The organism is Pontibacter pamirensis (assembly GCF_010015475.1).
GTDB classification, from domain to species: domain Bacteria; phylum Bacteroidota; class Bacteroidia; order Cytophagales; family Hymenobacteraceae; genus Pontibacter; species Pontibacter pamirensis.
This window is the reverse complement of sequence record NZ_SSNI01000002.1, coordinates 61484-82349: the sequence shown is the minus strand read 5'-3', so window position 1 is coordinate 82349 and position 20866 is coordinate 61484. Positions and strand designations below refer to the sequence as shown.

Sequence of the window (20866 nt, the reverse complement as noted above, 5' to 3'; positions counted from 1 at the left end):
TTTGATCTTTAACAAAATGCAGGCTGCTGCACATCAGGTGTATATGCGGTTCGCGCAGCGCAAAAAGTTTATGCTATATACCATTTTTCCGCTTATATACTATAAGGCCATTTGGCCTTTGACTGACACCTTTACTGCGTGCTTTCCTACTGGCAGGAGGCGCATGCGCTGTTGTTGAGCCCCAACCTTTGCAACTTTCCCTGCCTTGTGCAGCAAGTTGTTAATACTTTAAAAATACATCACCTAAAATTTGAGCAGAAGCCTTTACCGGCTCATTTATAAAAAGAACATTTTATGCAAAGCTTTAGATCTGAAATAGAGAACCCGATAGTAGAAAAGGATATCATCGACCTGGAAAAGAAAATCCGGTTATACCGTGAGGGTAAGTTACAGGAAGATAAATTTAAGAGCCTGCGCCTGGCCCGCGGCGTGTACGGTCAGCGCCAACTGGGGGTGCAGATGGTGCGCATCAAGCTGCCCTTCGGCAGAATGACCACGCAGCAACTGGTACGCATTGCTTCTATTTCTGACGAGTACTCCACCGGGAACCTGCACCTGACCACGCGCCAGGACATCCAGATACACTATGTGAGCTTGGACAGAACGCCGGAGTTGTGGGCAAACCTGGAGAAGGATGACGTCACTTTACGCGAAGCTTGTGGTAACACGGTGCGTAATGTAACGGCATCGCCAGAGGCGGGCATCGACCCGGAAGAGCCATTTGACGTGTCGCCTTATGCGGATGCTGCTTTCCGCTACTTCCTGCGCAACCCGATTTGCCAGGACATGGGCCGCAAGTTCAAGATGTCTTTCTCCTCCAGCGACTCTGACACTGCTTTGTCTTACATGCACGACCTTGGGTTTATAGCGAAGGTGAAAGAGGAGAATGGACAAACCATCCGTGGCTTTAAAGTGATGATTGGGGGCGGACTTGGTGCGCAGCCGGCACTGGCACACACAGCATATGAGTTTCTTCCAGAGGACAGGGTGATTCCACTTATTGAAGGTGTCCTCCGCATTTTTGACCGTTACGGCGAACGCAACAACCGCAACAAAGCCCGTTTCAAGTATCTGATTGGGAAGATGGGGCAGGAAGAGGTGATGCGCTTGGTAAACGAAGAGTATAAGGCCTTGAAGTCTCATTCATTCGAGATAGACAAAGCGGCTAACTTCGACCCGGCTTTGCCTGAGGTAAAGGAAATTCCTGATTTTGTTGTCGAGAACACAGACAAGTATAACACCTGGCTGAAAACGAATGTATTTCAGCAGAAGCAGCAGGATTATTACGGAGTATATATCAAAGTGCTCATCGGGGATATCAGCAGCGACACCGCAAGAGCGTTGGCGCCTTTGGTGTGGGCGTATGCTGCCGATGAAATCAGAGTAACACAGGGGCAGAACCTGTTGCTGAAGTATGTGCGCAAAGAGGCGCTGCCTTATTTCTTCTCGAAGCTGGATGAACTTGGGCTGGCAGAGCCGGGCTATAACAGTGTGGCGGACATCACCACCTGCCCTGGTACCGATACCTGTAACCTCGGTATATCCAACAGTATGACCACTGCCAAGGTGATGGAAAACGTGATCATCAGCGAGTATCCTGAATTGCTCTTCAACACAGACATCAAAATTAAGATAAGTGGTTGCATGAACTCCTGCGGCCAGCACGGTATGGCTAACCTCGGTTTCCATGGCTCTTCCCTTAAGAGCGGCAAGAATGTTATACCAGCCCTGCAGGTGCTATTGGGTGGTGGCACAGTGGTGAACGGAGAAGGCCGCATTGCACAGAAAGTGCTGAAAGTACCGAGCAAGCGTGGTCTGGAAGTGGTGCGTTCTGTTATCAACGATTACCAGGCTAACAAAGAGGAAAACGAGCGCTTTAACGAGTACTACGACAGAAACGGGAAAGACTACTTTTACCAGATGCTCAAGCCGCTTGCTGACTTATCTACGCTAACCCCGGACGAGCATATTGACTGGGGGCATCAGGAGCAGTTTGAGACTGCTATTGGTGTGGGAGAGTGTGCCGGTGTTATGATCGACCTGGTGGCTACGTTGCTGTATGAGTCTGATGAGAAACTGGAGTGGGCTGCCGAAGCACTGGAAGATAAGCGCTTCGCCGATGCCATCTACTACGGCTATGCCTCTTTTGTAAGCACTGCCAAAGCGCTTCTTCTGGACAAAAACGTGAAGTGCAACACACAGGCAGGTATCATCCAGGATTTTGACACGAACTTTGTGGCAGAAGGCATTTTCAACTTTGCTCCTGACTTTACAACTGAAGTGATGCAGATAAACAAGCATAAGCCGGGCGAGGCATTTGCAAAAGAGTACCTGAACAAAGCCCTGCTGTTCCTGCAGGAAGCCACCCGCTACCGAAAAGAACAGCGCGATTTAATAGCACCTGCCTCAATAAAGAATGAGGCGTAGGAAAGGGATTTTGAATAACTGAATCTTGAATAATTGAATAAGTATGATAGTGCGACCGGCAAGTAAGCCAAAAGCTGCTCTTGCCAGATAAACTTGCTCTTATACTTAAATCATATTCATCATTCAGTTACTCAACCATTCAAAATTGAATCACTGATGGCATCAAGAAATAAACAAACGAAGCAGGAAAGCAGTTATGTGTTGGCAGATACGGCAGCACATAAGCAGCCGAGGCTGACGCTGGTTGGCGCAGGGCCCGGTGACGTGGACCTGATTACGCTGAAGGCGATAAAGGCGCTGCAGCAGGCTGACGTGGTGCTGTATGATGCCCTGGTAAATCCGGAGCTACTGCAGCATGCCCCTGCCGATGCGCCTAAACTTTTTGTAGGTAAGCGTGCCGGAGTTCACAGCTTGAAGCAGGAGGAGATAAACGAACTGATAGTAGAGTCTGCCCTTGCTTACGGACACGTGGTGCGCCTGAAAGGCGGCGACCCTTTTGTGTTTGGCCGAGGGTATGAAGAACTGGCGCATGCCGATAAGTTTCATATGCCTACGCAGGTAGTGCCGGGTATATCCAGTGCTATCGCGGTGCCTGAACTGCAGCAGATTCCGTTGACCATACGTGGCGTGAACGAAAGCTTCTGGGTGATAACAGGTACAACAAGGTCGGGTGAGATTTCCGCAGATATTCATCTGGCGGCTCAATCCAGTGCAAGTGTCATCATCCTGATGGGAATGGGTAAACTAGCGCAGATTACTCAAATATTTAGCGCAGCCGGTAAGGCCGATACACCTGTGGCTATTATCCAAAACGGTTCGCTGCCCGACGAGAAGATAGTATTTGGCAACGTTTACAACATCGTGGAGCGCGTGGAAGCAACAGGCGTGGGTGCTCCAGCCATTATTATTGTTGGTGAGGTGGTGGCTTACCACCCGTCACTGCGCTACAACCTGGACCTGGAAAAGGTGCAGGAACTGGTGAAAGCGTAGTTAAATATTCCTGAAGTATAGCAAAATAAATGAGTAGCTCCCCAAACACAACTATCGTTCCTCCTGCTGCTGCTGCTGCTGCTCCAACGGCTACTAATCCGCTATTCCCGGTTTTTCTGAAGCTGGAGCAATTGCAGACACTGGTAGTAGGTGGAGGCTATGTGGGCCATGAAAAGCTTTCTGCCGTCTTAGCCAACAGCCCGCAGGCGCAGGTGGTGTTGGTTGCCCCAGAAATACGCCCCGAAATAGAAGAACTCGCGGCCAACCACCCCTATATAACCCTGGTGAAGCGGGAGTTCCGCGAGGAAGACCTGACAGGAAAAGACATTGTGTTGGTCGCCACCAACGACAATGTTCTGAACATCACCATACGGGACCTGGCAAAATCGCACAAGATACTCACTAACGTAGCCGACACACCGCTGCAGTGCGACTTTTACCTCGGCTCCATTGTACAGAAAGGCAGTCTGAAACTGGCTATCTCCACTAATGGCAAGTCGCCGACCGTTGCAAAGCGCCTGAAGCAGGTGCTGAACGAGGGGCTGCCTGATGAGATGGAGCAGGTGCTGGACAAAATGACGCAGCTTCGGGCCACGCTCAAAGGCGACTTTGCCTATAAGGTAAAGCGCCTGAACGAGGCAACCGAAGTACTAGTGGAGCCAGCTGTTACCCCTTCATTAGCTACTGTTAAAAAGAAAAATCAGTCGAAGTATAGCCTGAAGGTGGTGCTGATGCTCGTTTTCGCCGCGCTCTCCCTGATGGTAACCGGCCACCTGCTCTTCAGCTATATCCCTTTCAGCACTATTGGTGCGATGGCAATGGATGTGGCCACACAGGTGGATAGGGAGATTCTTATCTTTATACTGGCAGGTTTTGTTGCGCAGCTGATTGATGGCGCTTTGGGCATGGCTTACGGTGTGAGTGCCACTACTTTCCTGCTTAGCTTTGGCGTGTCGCCGGTGGCGGCGAGTGCGAGTGTGCATGCCTCCGAGATTTTCACCTCCGGCGTGTCCGGCTGGATGCACCTGAAATTCGGCAACGTTAACAGCAAGCTATTTAAAACGATTGTGTTCCCCGGTGTTTTAGGAGCCATTGTGGGCGCTTTCCTGCTTTATGCACTGGAGGAATACATCTACCTCATTAAGCCCCTGGTGGCCTGCTATACCTTGTTCCTTGGCATCCTGATTATCCGGAAAGTACTCAAGAAGAACGTCAAGAAAAGCCCTGTAAAGCGGCTGGGCATGCTGGGAGCTGTCGGTGGTTTCATGGATTCCATTGGCGGCGGCGGCTGGGGCCCTATCGTGTCCTCTACGCTTATCGCCAAGGGCAGGCACCCCATGTATACCGTGGGTTCGGTGAACCTGGCGGAGTTCTTTGTGTCGTTTGCAAGCTCCGTTGCTTTCATTTCTTTGATTGGTATTACGCACTGGCAGATTATCATTGGATTGATATTAGGAGGCACAATTGCAGCACCCTTAGGGGCCTTGCTGGCCAGGAAGCTGCCTGTAAAAACCATGATGATTATTGTCGGTATTGTGGTCATCATCGTCAGCCTTCGCCTTATCTTTATGGCCTTCTTCATGTAGTTTGATTAGGGAAGAATACCTGCTTAACTTTACTTCAGAAAATACTTAAATTATAAGTGGTTGTGAAGCTTACAGCGCTTTTGCTGTCCGCTGAAGAACCATTTATCATACAGGAATCAACAAACAACATGTCTGATATAGAAACAAAGGCTATCCGGTTACAGGCCAAACGCAGCCACAACCGGGAGCACTCGGTGCCGCTTTACCTTACATCCAGCTTCACTTACGAAAGTGCCGAACAGGCCCGTGCGGTGTTTGCCGACGAGGAGCCCGGCAATATTTATTCCCGGTTCTCTAACCCGAACGTGGATGAGTTGGTGGAGAAAATGTGCTATTTAGAAAAAGCAGAAGACGGTTTTGCATTTGCCACAGGCATGTCGGCGGTGTTTACCAGTATGGCTTCATTGCTAAGTGCCGGAGACCACGTGCTGGCAGGTCGCGCTGTGTTTGGCTCTACACACCAGTTGCTTACAAGCATCCTGCCGCGTTGGGGCATCACCCATTCCTATGCTGATGCCAGCAAACCAGAGGATTGGGAAGCGCTTATCACACCGCAAACCAAAATGATTCTGGTAGAAACGCCTTCTAACCCAGGTCTGGAACTCATTGACCTGGAGTTTTTAGGAGAGCTAAAACGGAAGCATAACCTGCTTCTGGTAGTAGATAATTGCTTTGCCACACCCATTCTGCAAACGCCTATTGACTTCGGTGCTGACCTCGTAGTACACTCTGCCACAAAATATATCGATGGACAAGGCCGTGTGTTAGGTGGTATGGTGGTAGGCAAAGCAGAACTGATCAAGGAAATTCGCTTCTTCTCACGCCATACCGGACCTGCTTTGTCGCCGTTCAATGCCTGGGTGCTTTCCAAGAGCCTGGAAACACTGTCGTTGCGCATAGACAAACACTGTGAAAATGCACTGAAGCTGGCACAAACGCTGGAAGGCAACCCGGCACTGGAGGTGGTGAATTACCCTTTCCTGCCGTCTTTTGCGCAGTATGAGCTGGCCAAAAAGCAGATGAAGCAGGGAGGAGGAATTGTCACCTTTGTAGTAAAAGGCGGTTATGAAGCGGCAACGCGTTTTATCGATAGCCTGAAGATGGCAACCATCACCTCTAACTTAGGCGATACCCGCACCATCGTTACGCACCCTGCTTCCACCACACACTCTAAGTTGTCAGCCGAAGAAAAGGCCGCTACAGGCATTTCTGAAGGCCTCATTCGGGTCTCTGTTGGCTTAGAAAGTCTGCAGGACATCATTGAAGATATAGAGCAGGCACTGGCGAAGGTGTAGAGTTGTCTACAGTGCGGGCGTCTTCGCTCGTGCTGACTATGCTAAGGCCTCTGGCCTGGAAAGTTATGAGATAGAAGCAAATTTCAAAGCTCACGATAGAAGATCCAAAGCTTGAAAACAGGAGTCATTTAGAAAGTTAGCTATACATATCGTTTTTTATCATTATACCTTGCAGCTACAGTATCACGTTTAGATTCAGCTGTAGTAGATAAAATATAAACACATGGAAGTAAATTTAACACGCGTAGATCAGGATTTTCATTTTGCAGCGAAAGGTTCCTCCGGCGTGGAGTTGCATATGGATGGCTCCCCGGAAATTGGTGGCCACAACGCAGGCGCACGCCCTATGGAAATGCTGCTCATGGGCTTAGGCGGTTGCAGTGCCATTGACGTTATTCAGATTCTAAAGAAGCAACGCCAGCAGATTGATACCTTTGATATAAAAGTAACCGCGGAACGGACGCCAGGAGAGGTGCCATCTTTGTTTAAGCACATCAACGTGCACTTTATGCTGGGTGGCCCATTAGATGAGGAGAAGGTACAGAAAGCCATTAACCTTTCTATGGACAAGTACTGCTCTGTCGCAGCTATATTATACAAAACTGCCACCATCAGCCATACCTTTGAGGTGACTGCCGGGAAATTGGGTATGCCTGGGGAATTGGTTTAAGACGGTTAATATGCTTTTGACTTTTTTAAAATATATAGCTGTCGTACAAGCGCGTCTGGAGACTCGCACCCATAACACTTCACGGGGTGGAATCTCGCGCCAGAATAGTCTAGGATAGACAACAAATAGAAACAGCCGCTGCAGGTATACCCGCAGCGGCTGTTTCTATTTGTTGTCTATTACAATAGTAGTAGAAAGTCCGTTATCTTTCGTCTTACTACTTCTGTCCTTTTAAATCATGTAATTCAGTTCACTCTCGTGCGTGATGCTTTCTACCATGCCAGCGCCAACTGTTGTAAAGGAGGTCTCATCAATTAAAATAAAACCACCGTTTGCGCGGTTGTTCTCATACTTGTCCAGCAGGAGAGGAGTAGCCGTTTTAATCTGCACACGGCAGATGTCGTTCAGCTGTACCTGGTCGGCATCCATGATGTTGTCAAGTGAGTTCACGTCGACTTTGTACTGGATCTGCCTTACAACAGCACGCGTTTCGGTGGAGTTGTGGCGCAGCAACAATTTAGCACCAGCCCTAAGTGGTTTGTTGTTCATCCAGCAAACAAGTGCTTCAAACTCCTTCGATACATCCAGGTTTTCTTCCTGCTTCACGATCACATCGCCCCGGCTGATGTCTACATCATCCTCTAATTGAAGAACGACAGACATAGGAGCAAATGCTTCTTCCAGCTCTTTGCCACCCAACTCTACTGATTTAATGGTAGAAGTCTGTCCGGAAGGCAACACTGTAATTTTATCGCCTTTGCTATACGTGCCACTGATTATCTTACCGGCATAGCCTCTGTAGTCGTGGTGCTCATGAGTGTGCGGGCGGATAACATACTGCACTGGAAAACGTGCATCGTCCAGGTTAAAGTCATTTGACACCGGAACCTTCTCTAAGTGCTCTAACAGATTTGGGCCTTCATACCAGGGCATATTTTCAGAGCGGTCTACCACGTTGTCTCCTCTCAAGGCACTGATTGGAATAAAGGTGATGTCTTTGGCAGCTAGCTTTGAAGCGGCAAACTGCTTGTAATCCTCTACAATCTGGTTATACACGTTCTCATCAAAACCGACTAAGTCCATTTTGTTGATGCAGATAACCAGGTGCGGTATACCCAGCAGCGAGGAGATGATAGAGTGACGACGCGTTTGCTCCTGCACCCCATTACGGGCATCTACCAAAATAATGGACAAGTTAGAGTTGGAGGCACCCGTTACCATGTTGCGGGTATACTGGATATGACCGGGGGCATCGGCAATAATAAACTTGCGCTTTGGCGTGCTGAAGTACTTGTAGGCCACGTCAATCGTAATACCCTGCTCACGCTCCGCCTTCAGGCCGTCTGTCAGCAGCGACAGGTCAACCTGTCCGTCTTCATTAACTCTGCCGGAGCTTTCTATCGCTTCCAACTGGTCTATGTAAATCTGGTTGGTGTCGTACAGCAGGCGGCCGATTAGAGTGCTTTTACCATCGTCTACGCTACCTGCCGTTATAAATCTTAATATATCCATGTTAAAAATATCCTCCTTTTTTGCGGTCTTCCATCGCAGTTTCCGATAATTTATCGTCGATGCGGGTAGCGCCGCGCTCACTTATTTTTGACTCTATAATTTCAGCAATCACAGTGTCTATGTCGTATGCTACCGACTCTACAGCAGCTGTACAGGTCATGTCGCCTACGGTGCGGAAGCGTATTTTGCGGGTCACAATTTCATCTTCCGGGTCGCGGTAGATAAAGTCTGAAGTGGCCATCAGCTTTCCATCGCGGATGAGGCACTCGCGTTCGTGTGTAAAGTATATGTTCGGAAGCACGATTTCTTCCCGCTTAATATAGTTCCATACATCCAACTCCGTCCAGTTACTGATAGGGAAGGCGCGCACATTTTCACCTAGAGAAATGCGTCCATTGTAGGTATTCCATAACTCAGGGCGCTGGCGTTTTGGATCCCACTGCCCGAACTCGTCTCTTACAGAAAAGATCCTTTCTTTTGCACGGGCTTTTTCTTCGTCGCGGCGGGCGCCACCGATGCAGCAGTCAAAGCCGAACTCTTCTATTGATTCCAGCAAAGTATATGTCTGCAGGCCATTGCGGCTGGCATAGCGGCCAGTTGGCTCCGAAAGGTTCTGCTTCTTAATTGTGTCTTCTACGTTACGCACAATTAGCTTCTCACCCAGTCGCTCCGCCAGTTCATCGCGGTACTGGATAGCCTCCGGAAAGTTATGGCCGGTATCGATGTGCACCAGCGGGAACGGGAACTTGCCTGGTCGGAAAGCCTTTTCCGCTAAACGTACCAGGGTAATGGAATCTTTACCGCCCGAAAACAGTAAGGCCGGCTTTTGAAACTGGCCTGCTACCTCGCGCATAATATGAATGGCTTCCGCCTCCAGCTGGTCGAGGTAATCAAGGTATCTCTTATTCATTTCTTGTATTGTTTTTCGAAATCGTGTTTCAGCGAAACGACTTTAATTTGGATGCAAAATTAATGGAACTTAAAACGGAAAGCATGCTTTGACTCAATTCTTTGCAGCGCAAAGGGCAAATTTAAAACCTACACCCGTCGTTTTCTTACCTGGCGTGCAGTCCGCACTCTTTTTTAGAGTTGCTTTCCCACCACCAGCGGCCAGCTCTGAAGTCTTCGCCTTCGGCAATAGCGCGGGTACAAGGGGCACAGCCAATGCTGACGAATCCTTTGTCGTGCAGCGGATTGTAAGGGATGTTGAGCTGGCGAACGGCCTCGCGCACCGCATCCAGCGACCAGTTCTTGAGTGGGTTGTACTTAATCACCTGGAAGGCAGGATCCCATTCGATCAGCTGTAAATTCTGACGCGCATCAGACTGCTCTGCCCGGATGCCTGTAATCCAGAGTTGTACGCCCTGCAGTGCCCGCTTCAGAGGCTCCACCTTGCGCACAAAGCAGCACTGCTTGCGGTCTTCCACAGAGTTATAGAAGCTTAAGGTGCCCTTCTCTGTCACCATTTGCTCTACAGCCTCATGCTTCGGGAAGAGCACTTCTATTTTCTTGCCATAGTGCTGATTGGTTTTATGTAGCAGGTTATAGGTTTCGTTGAAAAGGCGGCCTGTATCCAGCGAGAAAACACGGATTGGCAGGTTACTCTCAAATATGTAGTGTGTAACAAGCTGATCTTCGATGCCAAGGCTAGTTGAAAAGGCAATTTGCCCCTCAAACTGCGCAGCCAGCAGCGCCAGGCTCTCTTCAATGCCTTTACCCTCCAGCAGGGCAAGCAATGCCGGCACCTTGGTTTCTAAAGCAGATATATCGTTCATGTGTTGTAAATTAAAATCTTGGGAAGATGAAATTTGGTTGTTTGTCATTGCTCCCGGGTTATAACTATTCTGCTTCTGTTTTTGTGCCCTTCGCAACAGATAAATTATCTGAGGCACGGGCACATGGTGCCTGAAAAGATGAAATGCAGAAGGAGGTAACGGGTGTGCCTGACACGGCAAAAGTGCTGAAGGAGATAAATCCAGAGTAACAGATTTATCCTAGCACAGGGTACAGCAACAACAACAACAGCAACATGCTGCAATGGGGTAAGCAGGAGCTGTGGCAGCAGAATAGCTACCAGAAAAAGAGAGCGATGTGTTGTGAACTGTTGTTTGCATTGTGTTTTAAATTTATATGTCCCGAACAATCGGGATAGGACTTGGCACCTTCCCAAAAAAGGTGGTTGCCAGAGGGTCATAGAGCCTATTCTCTCGCCTCTTCTTTATAAATTTTTCCTGTGACGGTTAAGTCAGCTGGTACTAAGTATACAAATTTACAGCAAAAAATGTTTAACTGCCTACTGTTTAGTCTAAAAAATATTTGCAGAGCAGCAAAAATTTGTTGTAAGCTGCTCCTATATTCATAATGTATTCGTGATTATGCTGCCAGATTCGTTACAAACTTAACAAGAGAGCGTTTTGCAATAGGCAGCAGCGAGTGCTCCAGCGGCACCGGAATCCGGGACACGACGGCAAAGGTAGCGGGGTTCGGCAACTCCTGCCGCTCCCGTAGGAGTTGCACCTTCAGGTGTTCATGCGTCAGGGCAAGTCCGCGCCGCACGGTCTGCAGGTGCTTTGTGTTTATACCCCTGTATTTTTCGTAGGTGTTCTCAAACACCGTGATGCGGTACACATATACTTGTGTCTCTTTGCCGTGGAAAGCCTCCAGGAACAGGTATCCCTCGTTGTGATACATAGGCGTAATGCCGACGGGATTTATCTCAAGGTGTCGCTCCACAAAATCGTAGAGTTCTTTGCCCTCAGCCAACGCTTCGTTGAAAAGGGGTGCGGCATACCGGATGATCTCCTCAATCTGCTGCATGGTTTCGTCGTCCTGCGCAATTTTCTCGTAGACCAACCAGCTCCAACTTCTCAAAATCGGCGCGGCTGATGCGCTCCGGAAACGATTCGTACACCAGTTGCTTGTGGGCCTTTACCTGCTGCAGGTTACGGTAATGCATAATCAGGTCAGAGAAGACAGGGTAGAGGCGCTGCTTTCCAAACTCTGTTTTGGCGGCTTTCAGGTAAGCCAGCAGCAGATACTTTTTATACTCAAAGTCCAGAAGCCCTTCGGTAAGCCAGTTTGCGGGTAGGGTGTACATAAGCCTTTAGTTTTTAAAGTTTGCACAGTAAGATAACGCTTTATCACTTTTCCTGTTGATGCCTGTGAGAGGAAAATGCAGAATATTTTCAGGTTCGGAATACAGTTCGTGGAGTCAGGACGGCCACTCTCTGGGCAGCTTCGCTTTCTGTGCCTGAATAGGAGCCACTTTCTGGTGTAGCTGCTGCAGGACGTAATTAACATCAGCTTCATACTCTACATACAAGTCCTCATGCAACTTACTCAGCTTTTGCAGCACCACCTGCATGCGTTTTACAAGGTAATCCTGCAGGGTATCGGCTCGGTAAAGGTATGCCATTATAAAGTCCAGGTGCTCTTCGAGGTAGCGGCGAAGCAGGAGCAGCGTAAGCTGTATTTCACCTTCCTTATCTTTGGTATACTTCACGTGTCGGGTAATGTCTCCGCTCAGGGAGCGCATGTCCATCATCAAGTAGCCGGGGGAATAAGCCTCATATTTTACCTGCTGCGCTATCAGCTTTGCCACTGCCTCCCGTCGCTCCTGCAAAGTCTCGCCCTGCTCTACCAGTTCAAACTGCAGGCGCTGGCACAGGTCGGGGTCCTTTTTTAGCAGGCGGAACAGCAGTTTGTCTTTCTCCTTGTGGGGTAGCTGGGAGATCGCTTCCTTAAACTCTGAAGTTAATTGCATGGAGCAAATGGTTTTTAAGCCTTAAACATTTATTTCTCAAAAATAATTAAAGAGGTGAAGGTGAATTCAGCCTATAGAAACTCCAGCATTCACTTTGTCTTCAAGACGTGTGGGGTGCTTCATGATATATAGGTACAAAACGCCACACACCTGGAAGTACTGCTTTTGCTGCTGAAGCAAGGTAGAATGATCTAATTTTATAGCCATTGCTTCATTGCTTTCTCTGTCTTTAATTACTTAAAACTAAATGAATTTTTGTAATAGTAGCGGGTGTACTTTCCCTTATTGCGTTACCTGCAGCAGATCCATTGTTGGCACTTCAAGATTATTTCCTTAAACTTATAGGCTGTTTCACATTGAACTAAGGCACGATGTTTTGTGGTTAAGGAAGTGATTACTCAGGTAAATTATATAAACTGTTGTGCTAAAGGATTTTAAATCTTGTAACGCCAGGTGAAATAAACTCTCAGCACCTCGCGTTTTAAGTTCGCATTGTTTTGTCATTGCGTCATAAGAACACATTTGAACATATTATAACATCCATACAAATAAATAAATGATAAAGAAGGTCTCTCTCCAACAGGTCTTTTGCTTATTTATAATAAGCAGTTTTACGCTCTTTTCCTGCAGCGACAAACGCTCGGGTGATCCCCGGGTGCTTGTCTTCAGCAAGACCAGTGGCTTCCATCATTCCTCTATTGCGGCTGGTAACAATGCCCTGATGCAATTAGGTGAGGAGAATGGATTTATAGTAGACACAACCACCAACGCAGCTGTTTTCACTGAAGATTCACTGAAGCAGTATTCAGCTGTTGTGTTCCTGAACACGACCGGCGATGTGCTGAACAATTACCAGGAAGCTGATTTTGAGCGCTACATACAAGCTGGTGGCGGCTTTGTGGGTATACACGCCGCTACAGACACCGAGTATGACTGGGGCTGGTACGGCAGGTTGGTAGGCGGCTACTTCAATGGCCACCCTGAACCGCAGAAGGCAGTGTTGAACGTGGTGAATAACGACCATCCTGCTACAGAGCACCTATCTAAGGAATGGGAACGAGCCGATGAGTGGTATTCCTTTAAAAATCTGAACACCAACGCCAACGTGCTGCTCACTATAGATGAGACAACATATGAAGGCGGCACAAACGGTGATAATCACCCCATGGCCTGGTTCCATGAGTATGATGGCGGACGTGCTTTTTATACCGGCTTAGGACACACAGACGAATCTTTCAGAGACCCGCAGTACTTAAAGCACGTTCTGGGAGGTATACAGTATGCCATCGGCGAAAACCAGGAGCTTGATTATGAAAAAGTCACTTCGCAGCGTGTGCCGGAAGAAGATCGCTTTGTAAAGGTGCAACTAACGCAGGGGCAATTCTTTGAGCCTACAGAAATGGCCGTTCTCCCGAACCTAGACATCCTGGTGGCTCAGCGTCGTGGCGAACTGATGCTGTATAACCAGGAAACTGGTAACGTAAAGCAGGTGGGCGCATTGAATGTGTACCATAAAACAACGGTGCCTGATGTAAATGCAGAAGAAGGCCTGATGGGCCTGGCAGCTGACCCTAACTTCAGCAAGAACAACTACATCTACATGTTCTACAGCCCGGTGGATACTTCTGTAAACCGTCTGTCACGGTTCGTCTACAAGAACGGCCAACTGGACAATAGCTCTGAAAAAGTGATGCTGGAGTTCTACTCCCAGCGCGATATCTGCTGCCATACCGGTGGCTCTATCGCCTTCGGTCCGGGCAACATCCTGTACGTATCTACAGGGGATAACTCTACACCGTTTAACGAGAAGGGGCAGCCTTATGTAAACCATGGCTTTGCACCTTTGGATGATCGTCCGGGTCATGAGCAGTATGATGCCCGCAGATCTTCCTCCAACACAAATGACCTGAGAGGTAAAATCCTTCGCATCAAAATAAACGAGGACGGCACGTATACCATACCAGAAGGTAACCTGTTCCCGGGTAACACCCCAAATACGCATCCTGAAATTTATACCATGGGCCACCGTAACCCGTACCGCATTTCAGTAGACCAGAAAAACAGCGCTCTTTACTGGGGTGAAGTGGGACCGGATGCCGGCGCAGACAGCCTGGAGGTGCGTGGCCCGAGAGGGTATGACGAGGTAAACCAGGCCCGCGAAGCCGGTAACTATGGCTGGCCTTTGTTTATAGGTGATAATTACGCTTACAACAGGTACGATTATGGCAAAGGTGAAACAGGGCCTCTTTTTGACCCTGAAAATCCTGTCAACAACTCTCCTAATAACACAGGCTTGCAGGAACTGCCTGCAGCTCAGCCAGCTTTCATCTGGTATCCTTACGCAGAATCACCGGACTTCCCGCAACTGGGCTCCGGCGGGCGTAATGCCATGACAGGCCCTGTATATTATTCAGACATGTTCCCGGAAGCTACCCGCTACTCATCCTACTACGATGGGAAGCTGTTTATTTACGACTGGATGCGTGGCTGGATAAAAGCTGTTACAATGGATGAGAATGGTAATTTTGAGAAGATGGAGCCATTTATGTCCACTATAGACCTGAATGCACCAATTGACATGGAGGTAGGCCCTGACGGTAAGCTCTATATTCTGGAGTACGGCTCCGGCTGGTTTGCGAAAAATGAAGATTCCGGACTGGCGAGAATAGACTATTTAGCAGGTAACCGACCTCCGAAAATAGCAGGCTTAACTGTAGATAAAATGAGCGGGAAAACACCGCTTACAGTGACTGCCCAGGTTGAAGCCACAGATCCTGAGAATGACAGATTAAGGTATGTTTGGATAATAGATGATAAAAAACAGGAAACTTCGGAGCCGAAGCTTAACTATACATTTACTGGCAAGGGTGACCATAACATTAGCGTAGAAGTGCTTGATCAGAATAACGCTTCCTCTAAGAGCAATGTGGTGTCGGTGTACGCCGGAAACGAGCAGCCAAAGGTTAATGTAGCCGTACAGGGCAACAGCAGTTTCTATTTTGAAGGGCAGCCTGTAAACTACCAGGTGAAAGTAACCGATGAGGACGGTATAGTAGATGAGAGCAATCTCTTCGTTTCTGCGGACTATGTAGAAGGCACAGACATGGCGGGTGCCTCTATGGGCCACCAGGTGGTGTCGGCGGAGATGCTGGGTAAAAACCTGATGCTGAGCTCCGACTGTAAAGCGTGCCATGCGATAAATGATAAGTCTATCGGGCCGACCTATATGCAGGTAGCACAGAAATACGAGAAAGACAGGGATGCCATACAGCACCTGACAAACAAGATCATCAAAGGCGGAAGCGGTGTGTGGGGCGAGGCAGCCATGCCGGCTCACCCGAACATGGCTCCATCAGATGCAAAGCAGATTGTGCAGTGGATACTGTCATTGGGTAACACCGCAAATGCACGCAAGTCGCTGCCTGCAAGCGGGGAGGTAGTGCCAAAGCTAGACCCGCAGCAGAAAGACAATACTGTGCTGAAACTTGTTGCTACTTACACCGACCAGGGTGGTGCAGGCATCAAGCCATTGGCCGGTACTGACGCTATCTACCTCAGAAACAGTGCAATGGACGCAGCTGACTTCGCTTCTGTTAACGGGTTCAACAAAGTAACTTTTGAAGGTGCTACCTACCTGATCTTCCCGGGTACTACAGGCTGGGTGAAAGGAGAGCAGTTAGACCTGACAAATATCGGCAGCGTTGAACTGACAGCCATCGGCAACGGCGAGGCAAGCCAATACACTGTTGAAGTGAGGTTGGGCACGCCGGACGGTACAAAGATAGGAGAAGGAAAAATCAGCCTGGCCGGTGAACGACAGGTAACTCCTGCCACCATATCCTTACAAAATGTACCTGCTAACAAGCAGCAGGATGTGTACGTTGTGGTGAAACATGCCGGTGGTGAAACAGGTCAGAATCATGTGCTGAAGACGGTAAAGTTTGTACCTAAGTCAGGTACAGAAACCTCCATGAGCAAAAAATAGATTTCTTGCACTACCATATTTTAAAGAGGCTCCCTGATCAAGGGAGCCTCTTTTTTTTGTTAAATCGGCCCAGGTACAAAGGTGGTTTCGCACCTGAAAGGGTAACAGGTAAGGTGCTTCTGCCCGTATTCATAAGAAACTTTATGATTATGAAAGATTATTATACTTCTAAAGTAGTGCTTATCACCGGTGGCGGGCAGGGCATTGGACTTGGCATGGCGCAGGCTTTCGCTGAGGCAGGCGCAAAAGTTATTATAGCAGACGCAGATGCGGAAGCAGGGCAGGAGGCGCTGGCCCGACTGAAGGAACAGGACTTGCAGGCAACGTTCATTTCCTGCGATGTAGCCCGGGAAGATCAGGTGCAGGACCTGATGAAGCAGGTGAGTGAAGAACATGGCGTGTTGAATGCACTGATTAATAACGCAGGTATCGCTGATCCTTTTGTGAAGCCACTGCAGGAAATGCCAGTAGATGTCTTTGACCGGGTATTGGCCGTGAACCTGCGGGGGCCGCTACTATGTAGCAAATATGCTCTGCCCCTGCTGCAAAAAGCAGCGCATCCGGCTATTCTGAATATCTCCAGCACACGTGCCTTTATGTCAGAGCCCAACACCTTTCCATATTCCGCGTCCAAAGGCGGGCTGGAGGCACTAACGCATTCCTTGGCTGTAAGCTTAACAGCGGAGCGCGTTCGGGTAAATGCTATTGCGCCGGGATGGATTGAAGTGGGAGTGTGGGAAAAAGAAAATCAGCGGTATACGCCGCAGCATAGCAAAGAAGACAAAGAGCAGCATCCGGTCGGGCGCGTGGGCATGCCCGAAGACATAGCCGAAGCCGCTCTGTTTCTCTGCTCCGACAAAGCCGGGTTTATTACAGGCCAAAGCCTCACCGTAGATGGCGGCATGACGGTAAAGATGGTCTATAAGTAATTTAAAACTCTTAGTTGGCCCCTGCGGTAAAAGAAGAGTCAGTAATTATGCCTATGGTACACGCTCCACATGCTCCTGTTTTATTTTATGTAACTAACCCTATGTGCCCCTGGTGCTATGGCTTTACACCTGTTGTGCGCCGCCTGCGTGCCCTCTGGCATGGCAGACTTAACGTGAAGGTGCTGCTGGGCGACATGTGGGCCCATACCACTGAACCGCTGCTGCAGGAAGAGAAGAGCAAGCTTGCAGTAAGCTGGCACCAGATACAGGAACACACATTTCAGCCTTTCGATTATCGCTTTTTCAGGCAGCAAAACTTTGTATACAACACAGAGCCTGCCTGCCGCGCGCTGCTGTGCGTGCGCTTGTTGCGGCCAGCACTCCTGCTGGAAGTGCTGCGGGCCTTTCACTCTGCCTTTTTCGTAGATGGCCTGGACCTGAAAGACACGGGAATTTTGGTGCGTCTTGTCGGCCTGTTTGGGGTAAGGGAGAACCTGTTTCTAGCCCTTTTTGAGTCAGAGGAAATTATGCAGCAGATGGAGGAGGAGTTCAGCTATGTGGATAGCATTGGAGCTACTACTTTCCCGAGCGCTCTGGTGCAGACAGAGCTGGGGGTAGAGAAAATTGCGCACGGTTATATGCCTTTGGATCAGTTGGAGCAGCGCCTGTTGCAGGTGCTGGAGCAAGTTTGACCGATTTTGCTGCCTTATCAGGTGTAATGAATGTACTGTTCTATAGCTTGATGAGGATTTTGTGTTCGGAAAATTTATCTGAATATTCTAATAAAAAAATATACAAAAGCTAAACTTTACAGGAGGTTGTGCTGTATATATTAAAATATTAGTATATTTAAGATATTACCTCCTACAAGAGACATACACCTTTATGAGAAGCAGAGCGACAACCAACCAAGTAGACGAGTACATCGATTCCCTGACACCTGAAAAACAAGAATTGGCAAAAGAAGTCCGGCGCATTATCACTGCCTCTGTCGCCCATCTGGAGGAGGCTGTACGGTGGGATTGTGCCTGTTATTTTTTCTATGGTCCTGTTTGTTACATAGTCTCCTCCCGCAGCGGTATCCATTTCGGTTTTTTCCGTGGCAAAGAGCTTTCTGATCCTAAACGTCGCCTTGTCAGCCGCAATGGCCAGCACCCACACATAAAAGTGCGCTCTTTACAGGATATTGACGAGACATATTTTGGTGACCTGATCCGCGAGGCAGTGCTCCTAAACCGACATTAACCTTTTTACTACCTCTTCTAGCTTAAAACGGTTTATCAGAATAGCAGTGCTGTCTTTCATTGGGTAGCGCTGCTATTTTGTTTTAAATAAAATTGCCAGAACCTCATGCCACTTCTTTTTACTTATATAAATTCCTTCTGACTTTCCGCTTGCTGCTTTTCGATGAACGGGTAAATGCACAAGTAAAGTATTGTCCTCTATCAGCAGAGTTTCCCCGGGATTTCTTAAAAAGTGAATGAATACCGCAGTACTACTTTGCTGCAGTTGTATTGATGTTGTGACGTACCTTTGGGTATAGCGTTAATGTCGTTTTACTTTTGTAACATAACACTCAGAATAAATTCCGTTTTACACTTGGCTATGAGAATACTGCTGATAGAAGACGAACCCAAAGTAGCCTCCTTCATAAAGAAGGGCCTCGAAGAGCAGACGTATGAGGTAGACCAGGCTTATGACGGTACTTTTGGCGTAAAGCTGGCATTGCAGAATGAGTACGACCTGGTGATACTGGACATTATCCTGCCTAACATGAACGGGCTTGACGTGTGCCGTGAGATTCGGAAACACAATAGAGGCGTCTGCATTTTAATGCTGACAGCATTAGGAAGCACTGATGATAAAATTGATGGCCTGGATGCCGGTGCGGATGATTACCTGACCAAGCCATTTGAGTTTAAGGAACTACTGGCCCGCGTCAGGGCACTGTCCCGCCGTGGTACAGAAAGCGTATCCGGTGAAAAACTGAACATAGCGGACCTGGAGATGGATATCGTGAAGAAGACGGTGCACCGGGCCGGAAAGCCTGTAAGCCTGACGGCACGTGAATTTTCGCTGCTGTATTACATGTTGCGCAACCAGGGAAGGGTGGTGTCGCGGGTAGATATAACTGAGCAGGTGTGGGAAACGTCCTTTGAAACAGGCAGCAACGTAATTGACGTGTACGTTAACTTTTTGCGTAAGAAGATAGACAAAGGCCACCCTACCAAACTGATCCACACCCTGGTGGGCATGGGGTATGTGCTGAAGGAATAGGACGATCAAATGAAAATCAGAACCAAGCTTACCCTGCAGTTTGCCGGTATCTTAGCCTTGATACTGCTCCTGTTCTCGCTGGTTGTCTTTTATTTTACATCACTGTACCGGCAAGATGATTTCTACAACCGCATCGACCGCAGGGCTGTTATTGTGGCCAACCACCTTCTGGAGGCAGATGAAGTAGACGGCAGGCAGCGCCGCAGCAATGAGATTAACTATTACCAGGAGCTTCCTTACGAGGCTGTCCGTATTTTCAGGGCTAACGGAGACCCGGTATTTGCAAAGGGAGGCGGCTACCTTGGGGTAAACCCGGAGCTGCTGGGAAAAATAAAGCAGCAGAAGAGGGTACAGTATGAGCAGGGAGTGCGGCAGGTGGTAGGAGTTTATTATCCAGATAACCAGGGTGAGTTTATTGTGCTGGCTTCGTCTGTGGATGCTTATAGCCTGCGCATGTTGGAACACCTGGAGGTGATCCTGATTGTGGGCTTCTTCGGTGCGATGGTGCTGGTGCTGGTGGCAGGCTGGGCCTTCTCGAAACAGGCCATGCACCCCATTACAGAAATAGTAAGGGAGGTAGAGCGGGTGAGTGTAAAAGACCTGTACCTGCGCCTGAGCAAAGCAGACGGTAAAGATGAGATATCGGAGCTGGCACAGACATTTAATAAAATGCTGGACCGCCTGGAGCTTGCTTTTGAGATGCAGCGCACTTTTGTGTCCAACGCCTCTCATGAACTACGCACCCCCCTTACTGTGATGATAGGGGAGCTGGAGGTAGCCCTGATGAAGCCCCGGGGGCAGCAGGAGTACCAGCGCGTGCTACAGTCTGCCCTGGAAGATGCACGCCTGCTAGCCGAACTCCTGAACGGGCTGCTGCACATTGCACAGGCGAGTGTAGATCCCTCCAAAATAGAGAAAACTTACCTTCGCTTTGATGAACTGGTTTGGATGGCCCGGGACCAAGCCCTGAAGCGGCAGCCTGATGCCCACATTGAGATTGATTTCGCTAACTTCCCTGATGAAGAGGACCGTCTTCTGGTAAAAGGAAACGAAGCACTCCTGCTCATAGCTGTACTGAACGTGCTGGAAAACGCCATAAAGTTTAGCCCATCAGGTAAAGCGGCCAAAGGTCGTATTATAGTGCAGAAGCAGGAGGTGTGGCTGGAGGTGAGGGACCGGGGTATCGGTATTTCTGAAGAAGACCTGAAACACGTTTTCGTTCCTTTCTTCCGGGCCGAGAATGTACGCAGTATCACAGGGCACGGGATCGGGCTGCCACTGGCAGAGCGGATTTTAAAGCTACACCACGGTACCATCACCGTAGATTCAAAAGTGAACGAGGGCACCGAGGTAATTATAAAGCTCCCGCAGGCATACCTGTTTATTCCTTAGCACTCCGTTTTAATCTCGTTTTAATCTCGTTTTAATTTTA

General features: G+C 48.7%; 18 protein-coding genes and 1 riboswitch. Of the genes, 11 read left to right on the top strand and 7 right to left on the bottom strand.

Translation table 11 applies throughout. From position 1 onward, the window contains the following. Nucleotides 1-294: 294 nt before the first annotated feature. The 5 genes from E1919_RS03205 (at nt 295) to E1919_RS03185 (ending at nt 6968) form a co-directional block, all read left to right on the top strand. Complete coding sequence (locus E1919_RS03205; protein ID WP_162051894.1) at nt 295-2427, top strand: nitrite/sulfite reductase; 2133 nt, start codon at nt 295-297, stop codon at nt 2425-2427. Between the two features lie 156 nt (nt 2428-2583). Then, nucleotides 2584-3417, top strand: coding sequence for a uroporphyrinogen-III C-methyltransferase (gene cobA, locus E1919_RS03200; protein ID WP_162051893.1), 834 nt, complete (start codon nt 2584-2586; stop codon nt 3415-3417). Nucleotides 3418-3446: 29 nt separating this feature from the next. Next, a complete protein-coding gene (locus E1919_RS28015; RefSeq protein WP_162051892.1) occupies nt 3447-5003 on the top strand; it encodes a TSUP family transporter in 1557 nt (518 codons plus the stop codon). Nucleotides 5004-5110: 107 nt separating this feature from the next. After that, on the top strand, nt 5111-6298 hold the full coding sequence (locus E1919_RS03190; RefSeq protein WP_262888689.1) for an O-succinylhomoserine sulfhydrylase: 1188 nt from the start codon (nt 5111-5113) through the stop codon (nt 6296-6298). Nucleotides 6299-6521: 223 nt separating this feature from the next. Next, complete coding sequence (locus tag E1919_RS03185; protein ID WP_162051890.1) at nt 6522-6968, top strand: OsmC family protein; 447 nt, start codon at nt 6522-6524, stop codon at nt 6966-6968. Between the two features lie 231 nt (nt 6969-7199). Here E1919_RS03185 and E1919_RS03180 read toward each other — a convergent pair whose 3' ends face one another. The 7 genes from E1919_RS03180 to E1919_RS03155 all read right to left on the bottom strand — a co-directional run bounded on the left by E1919_RS03180 (nt 7200) and on the right by E1919_RS03155 (nt 12450). Then, complete coding sequence (locus tag E1919_RS03180) at nt 7200-8480, bottom strand: sulfate adenylyltransferase subunit 1 (protein ID WP_162051889.1); 1281 nt, start codon at nt 8478-8480, stop codon at nt 7200-7202. A gap of 1 nt (nt 8481) precedes the next feature. Then, a complete protein-coding gene (gene cysD, locus E1919_RS03175) occupies nt 8482-9390 on the bottom strand; it encodes a sulfate adenylyltransferase subunit CysD (protein ID WP_162051888.1) in 909 nt (302 codons plus the stop codon). A 145-nt stretch (nt 9391-9535) separates the two neighbouring features. After that, nucleotides 9536-10255: a phosphoadenylyl-sulfate reductase gene (locus tag E1919_RS03170; protein WP_162051887.1), complete on the bottom strand. Its 720-nt coding sequence runs from the start codon at nt 10253-10255 to the stop codon at nt 9536-9538. Between the two features lie 348 nt (nt 10256-10603). Then, nucleotides 10604-10707: riboswitch (SAM riboswitch) on the bottom strand. Nucleotides 10708-10853: 146 nt separating this feature from the next. Then, a complete protein-coding gene (locus tag E1919_RS03165) occupies nt 10854-11333 on the bottom strand; it encodes a hypothetical protein (protein ID WP_237143973.1) in 480 nt (159 codons plus the stop codon). Beyond that, nucleotides 11284-11577 carry a hypothetical protein gene (locus tag E1919_RS27460; RefSeq protein WP_237143972.1) on the bottom strand — a complete coding sequence of 98 codons (294 nt, stop codon included), beginning with the start codon at nt 11575-11577 and terminating at the stop codon, nt 11284-11286. Before E1919_RS27460 ends, E1919_RS03165 begins: the two co-directional genes overlap by 50 nt. 114 nt (nt 11578-11691) lie before the next feature. Then, nucleotides 11692-12243 carry a hypothetical protein gene (locus E1919_RS03160; RefSeq protein ID WP_162051886.1) on the bottom strand — a complete coding sequence of 184 codons (552 nt, stop codon included), beginning with the start codon at nt 12241-12243 and terminating at the stop codon, nt 11692-11694. 66 nt (nt 12244-12309) lie between these two features. Then, nucleotides 12310-12450 carry a hypothetical protein gene (locus tag E1919_RS03155; protein ID WP_162051885.1) on the bottom strand — a complete coding sequence of 47 codons (141 nt, stop codon included), beginning with the start codon at nt 12448-12450 and terminating at the stop codon, nt 12310-12312. 349 nt (nt 12451-12799) lie between these two features. On the opposite strand from E1919_RS03155, the gene E1919_RS03150 reads away from it, so the two are divergent. From E1919_RS03150 to E1919_RS03125, 6 genes are all read left to right on the top strand, one after another. Then, entirely contained in the window at nt 12800-16228 is a 3429-nt protein-coding gene (locus E1919_RS03150; RefSeq protein WP_162051884.1) for a ThuA domain-containing protein, read from the top strand. A 149-nt stretch (nt 16229-16377) separates the two neighbouring features. Continuing rightward, a complete protein-coding gene (locus E1919_RS03145; protein ID WP_237143971.1) occupies nt 16378-17157 on the top strand; it encodes a glucose 1-dehydrogenase in 780 nt (259 codons plus the stop codon). A 47-nt stretch (nt 17158-17204) separates the two neighbouring features. Continuing rightward, nucleotides 17205-17849 (top strand): DsbA family protein, encoded by a 645-nt coding sequence (locus E1919_RS03140; RefSeq protein ID WP_237143970.1) that lies wholly within the window; start codon nt 17205-17207, stop codon nt 17847-17849. A gap of 193 nt (nt 17850-18042) precedes the next feature. Next, on the top strand, nt 18043-18402 hold the full coding sequence (locus E1919_RS03135) for a DUF1801 domain-containing protein (protein ID WP_162051882.1): 360 nt from the start codon (nt 18043-18045) through the stop codon (nt 18400-18402). Nucleotides 18403-18762: 360 nt separating this feature from the next. Further along, the gene (locus E1919_RS03130; RefSeq protein ID WP_162051881.1) at nt 18763-19434 is read left to right on the top strand and encodes a response regulator transcription factor; all 672 of its coding nucleotides are present in this window, start codon (nt 18763-18765) and stop codon (nt 19432-19434) included. A 9-nt stretch (nt 19435-19443) separates the two neighbouring features. After that, on the top strand, nt 19444-20826 hold the full coding sequence (locus E1919_RS03125) for a HAMP domain-containing sensor histidine kinase (RefSeq protein WP_162051880.1): 1383 nt from the start codon (nt 19444-19446) through the stop codon (nt 20824-20826). The last annotated feature ends 40 nt before the right edge of the window (nt 20827-20866 follow it).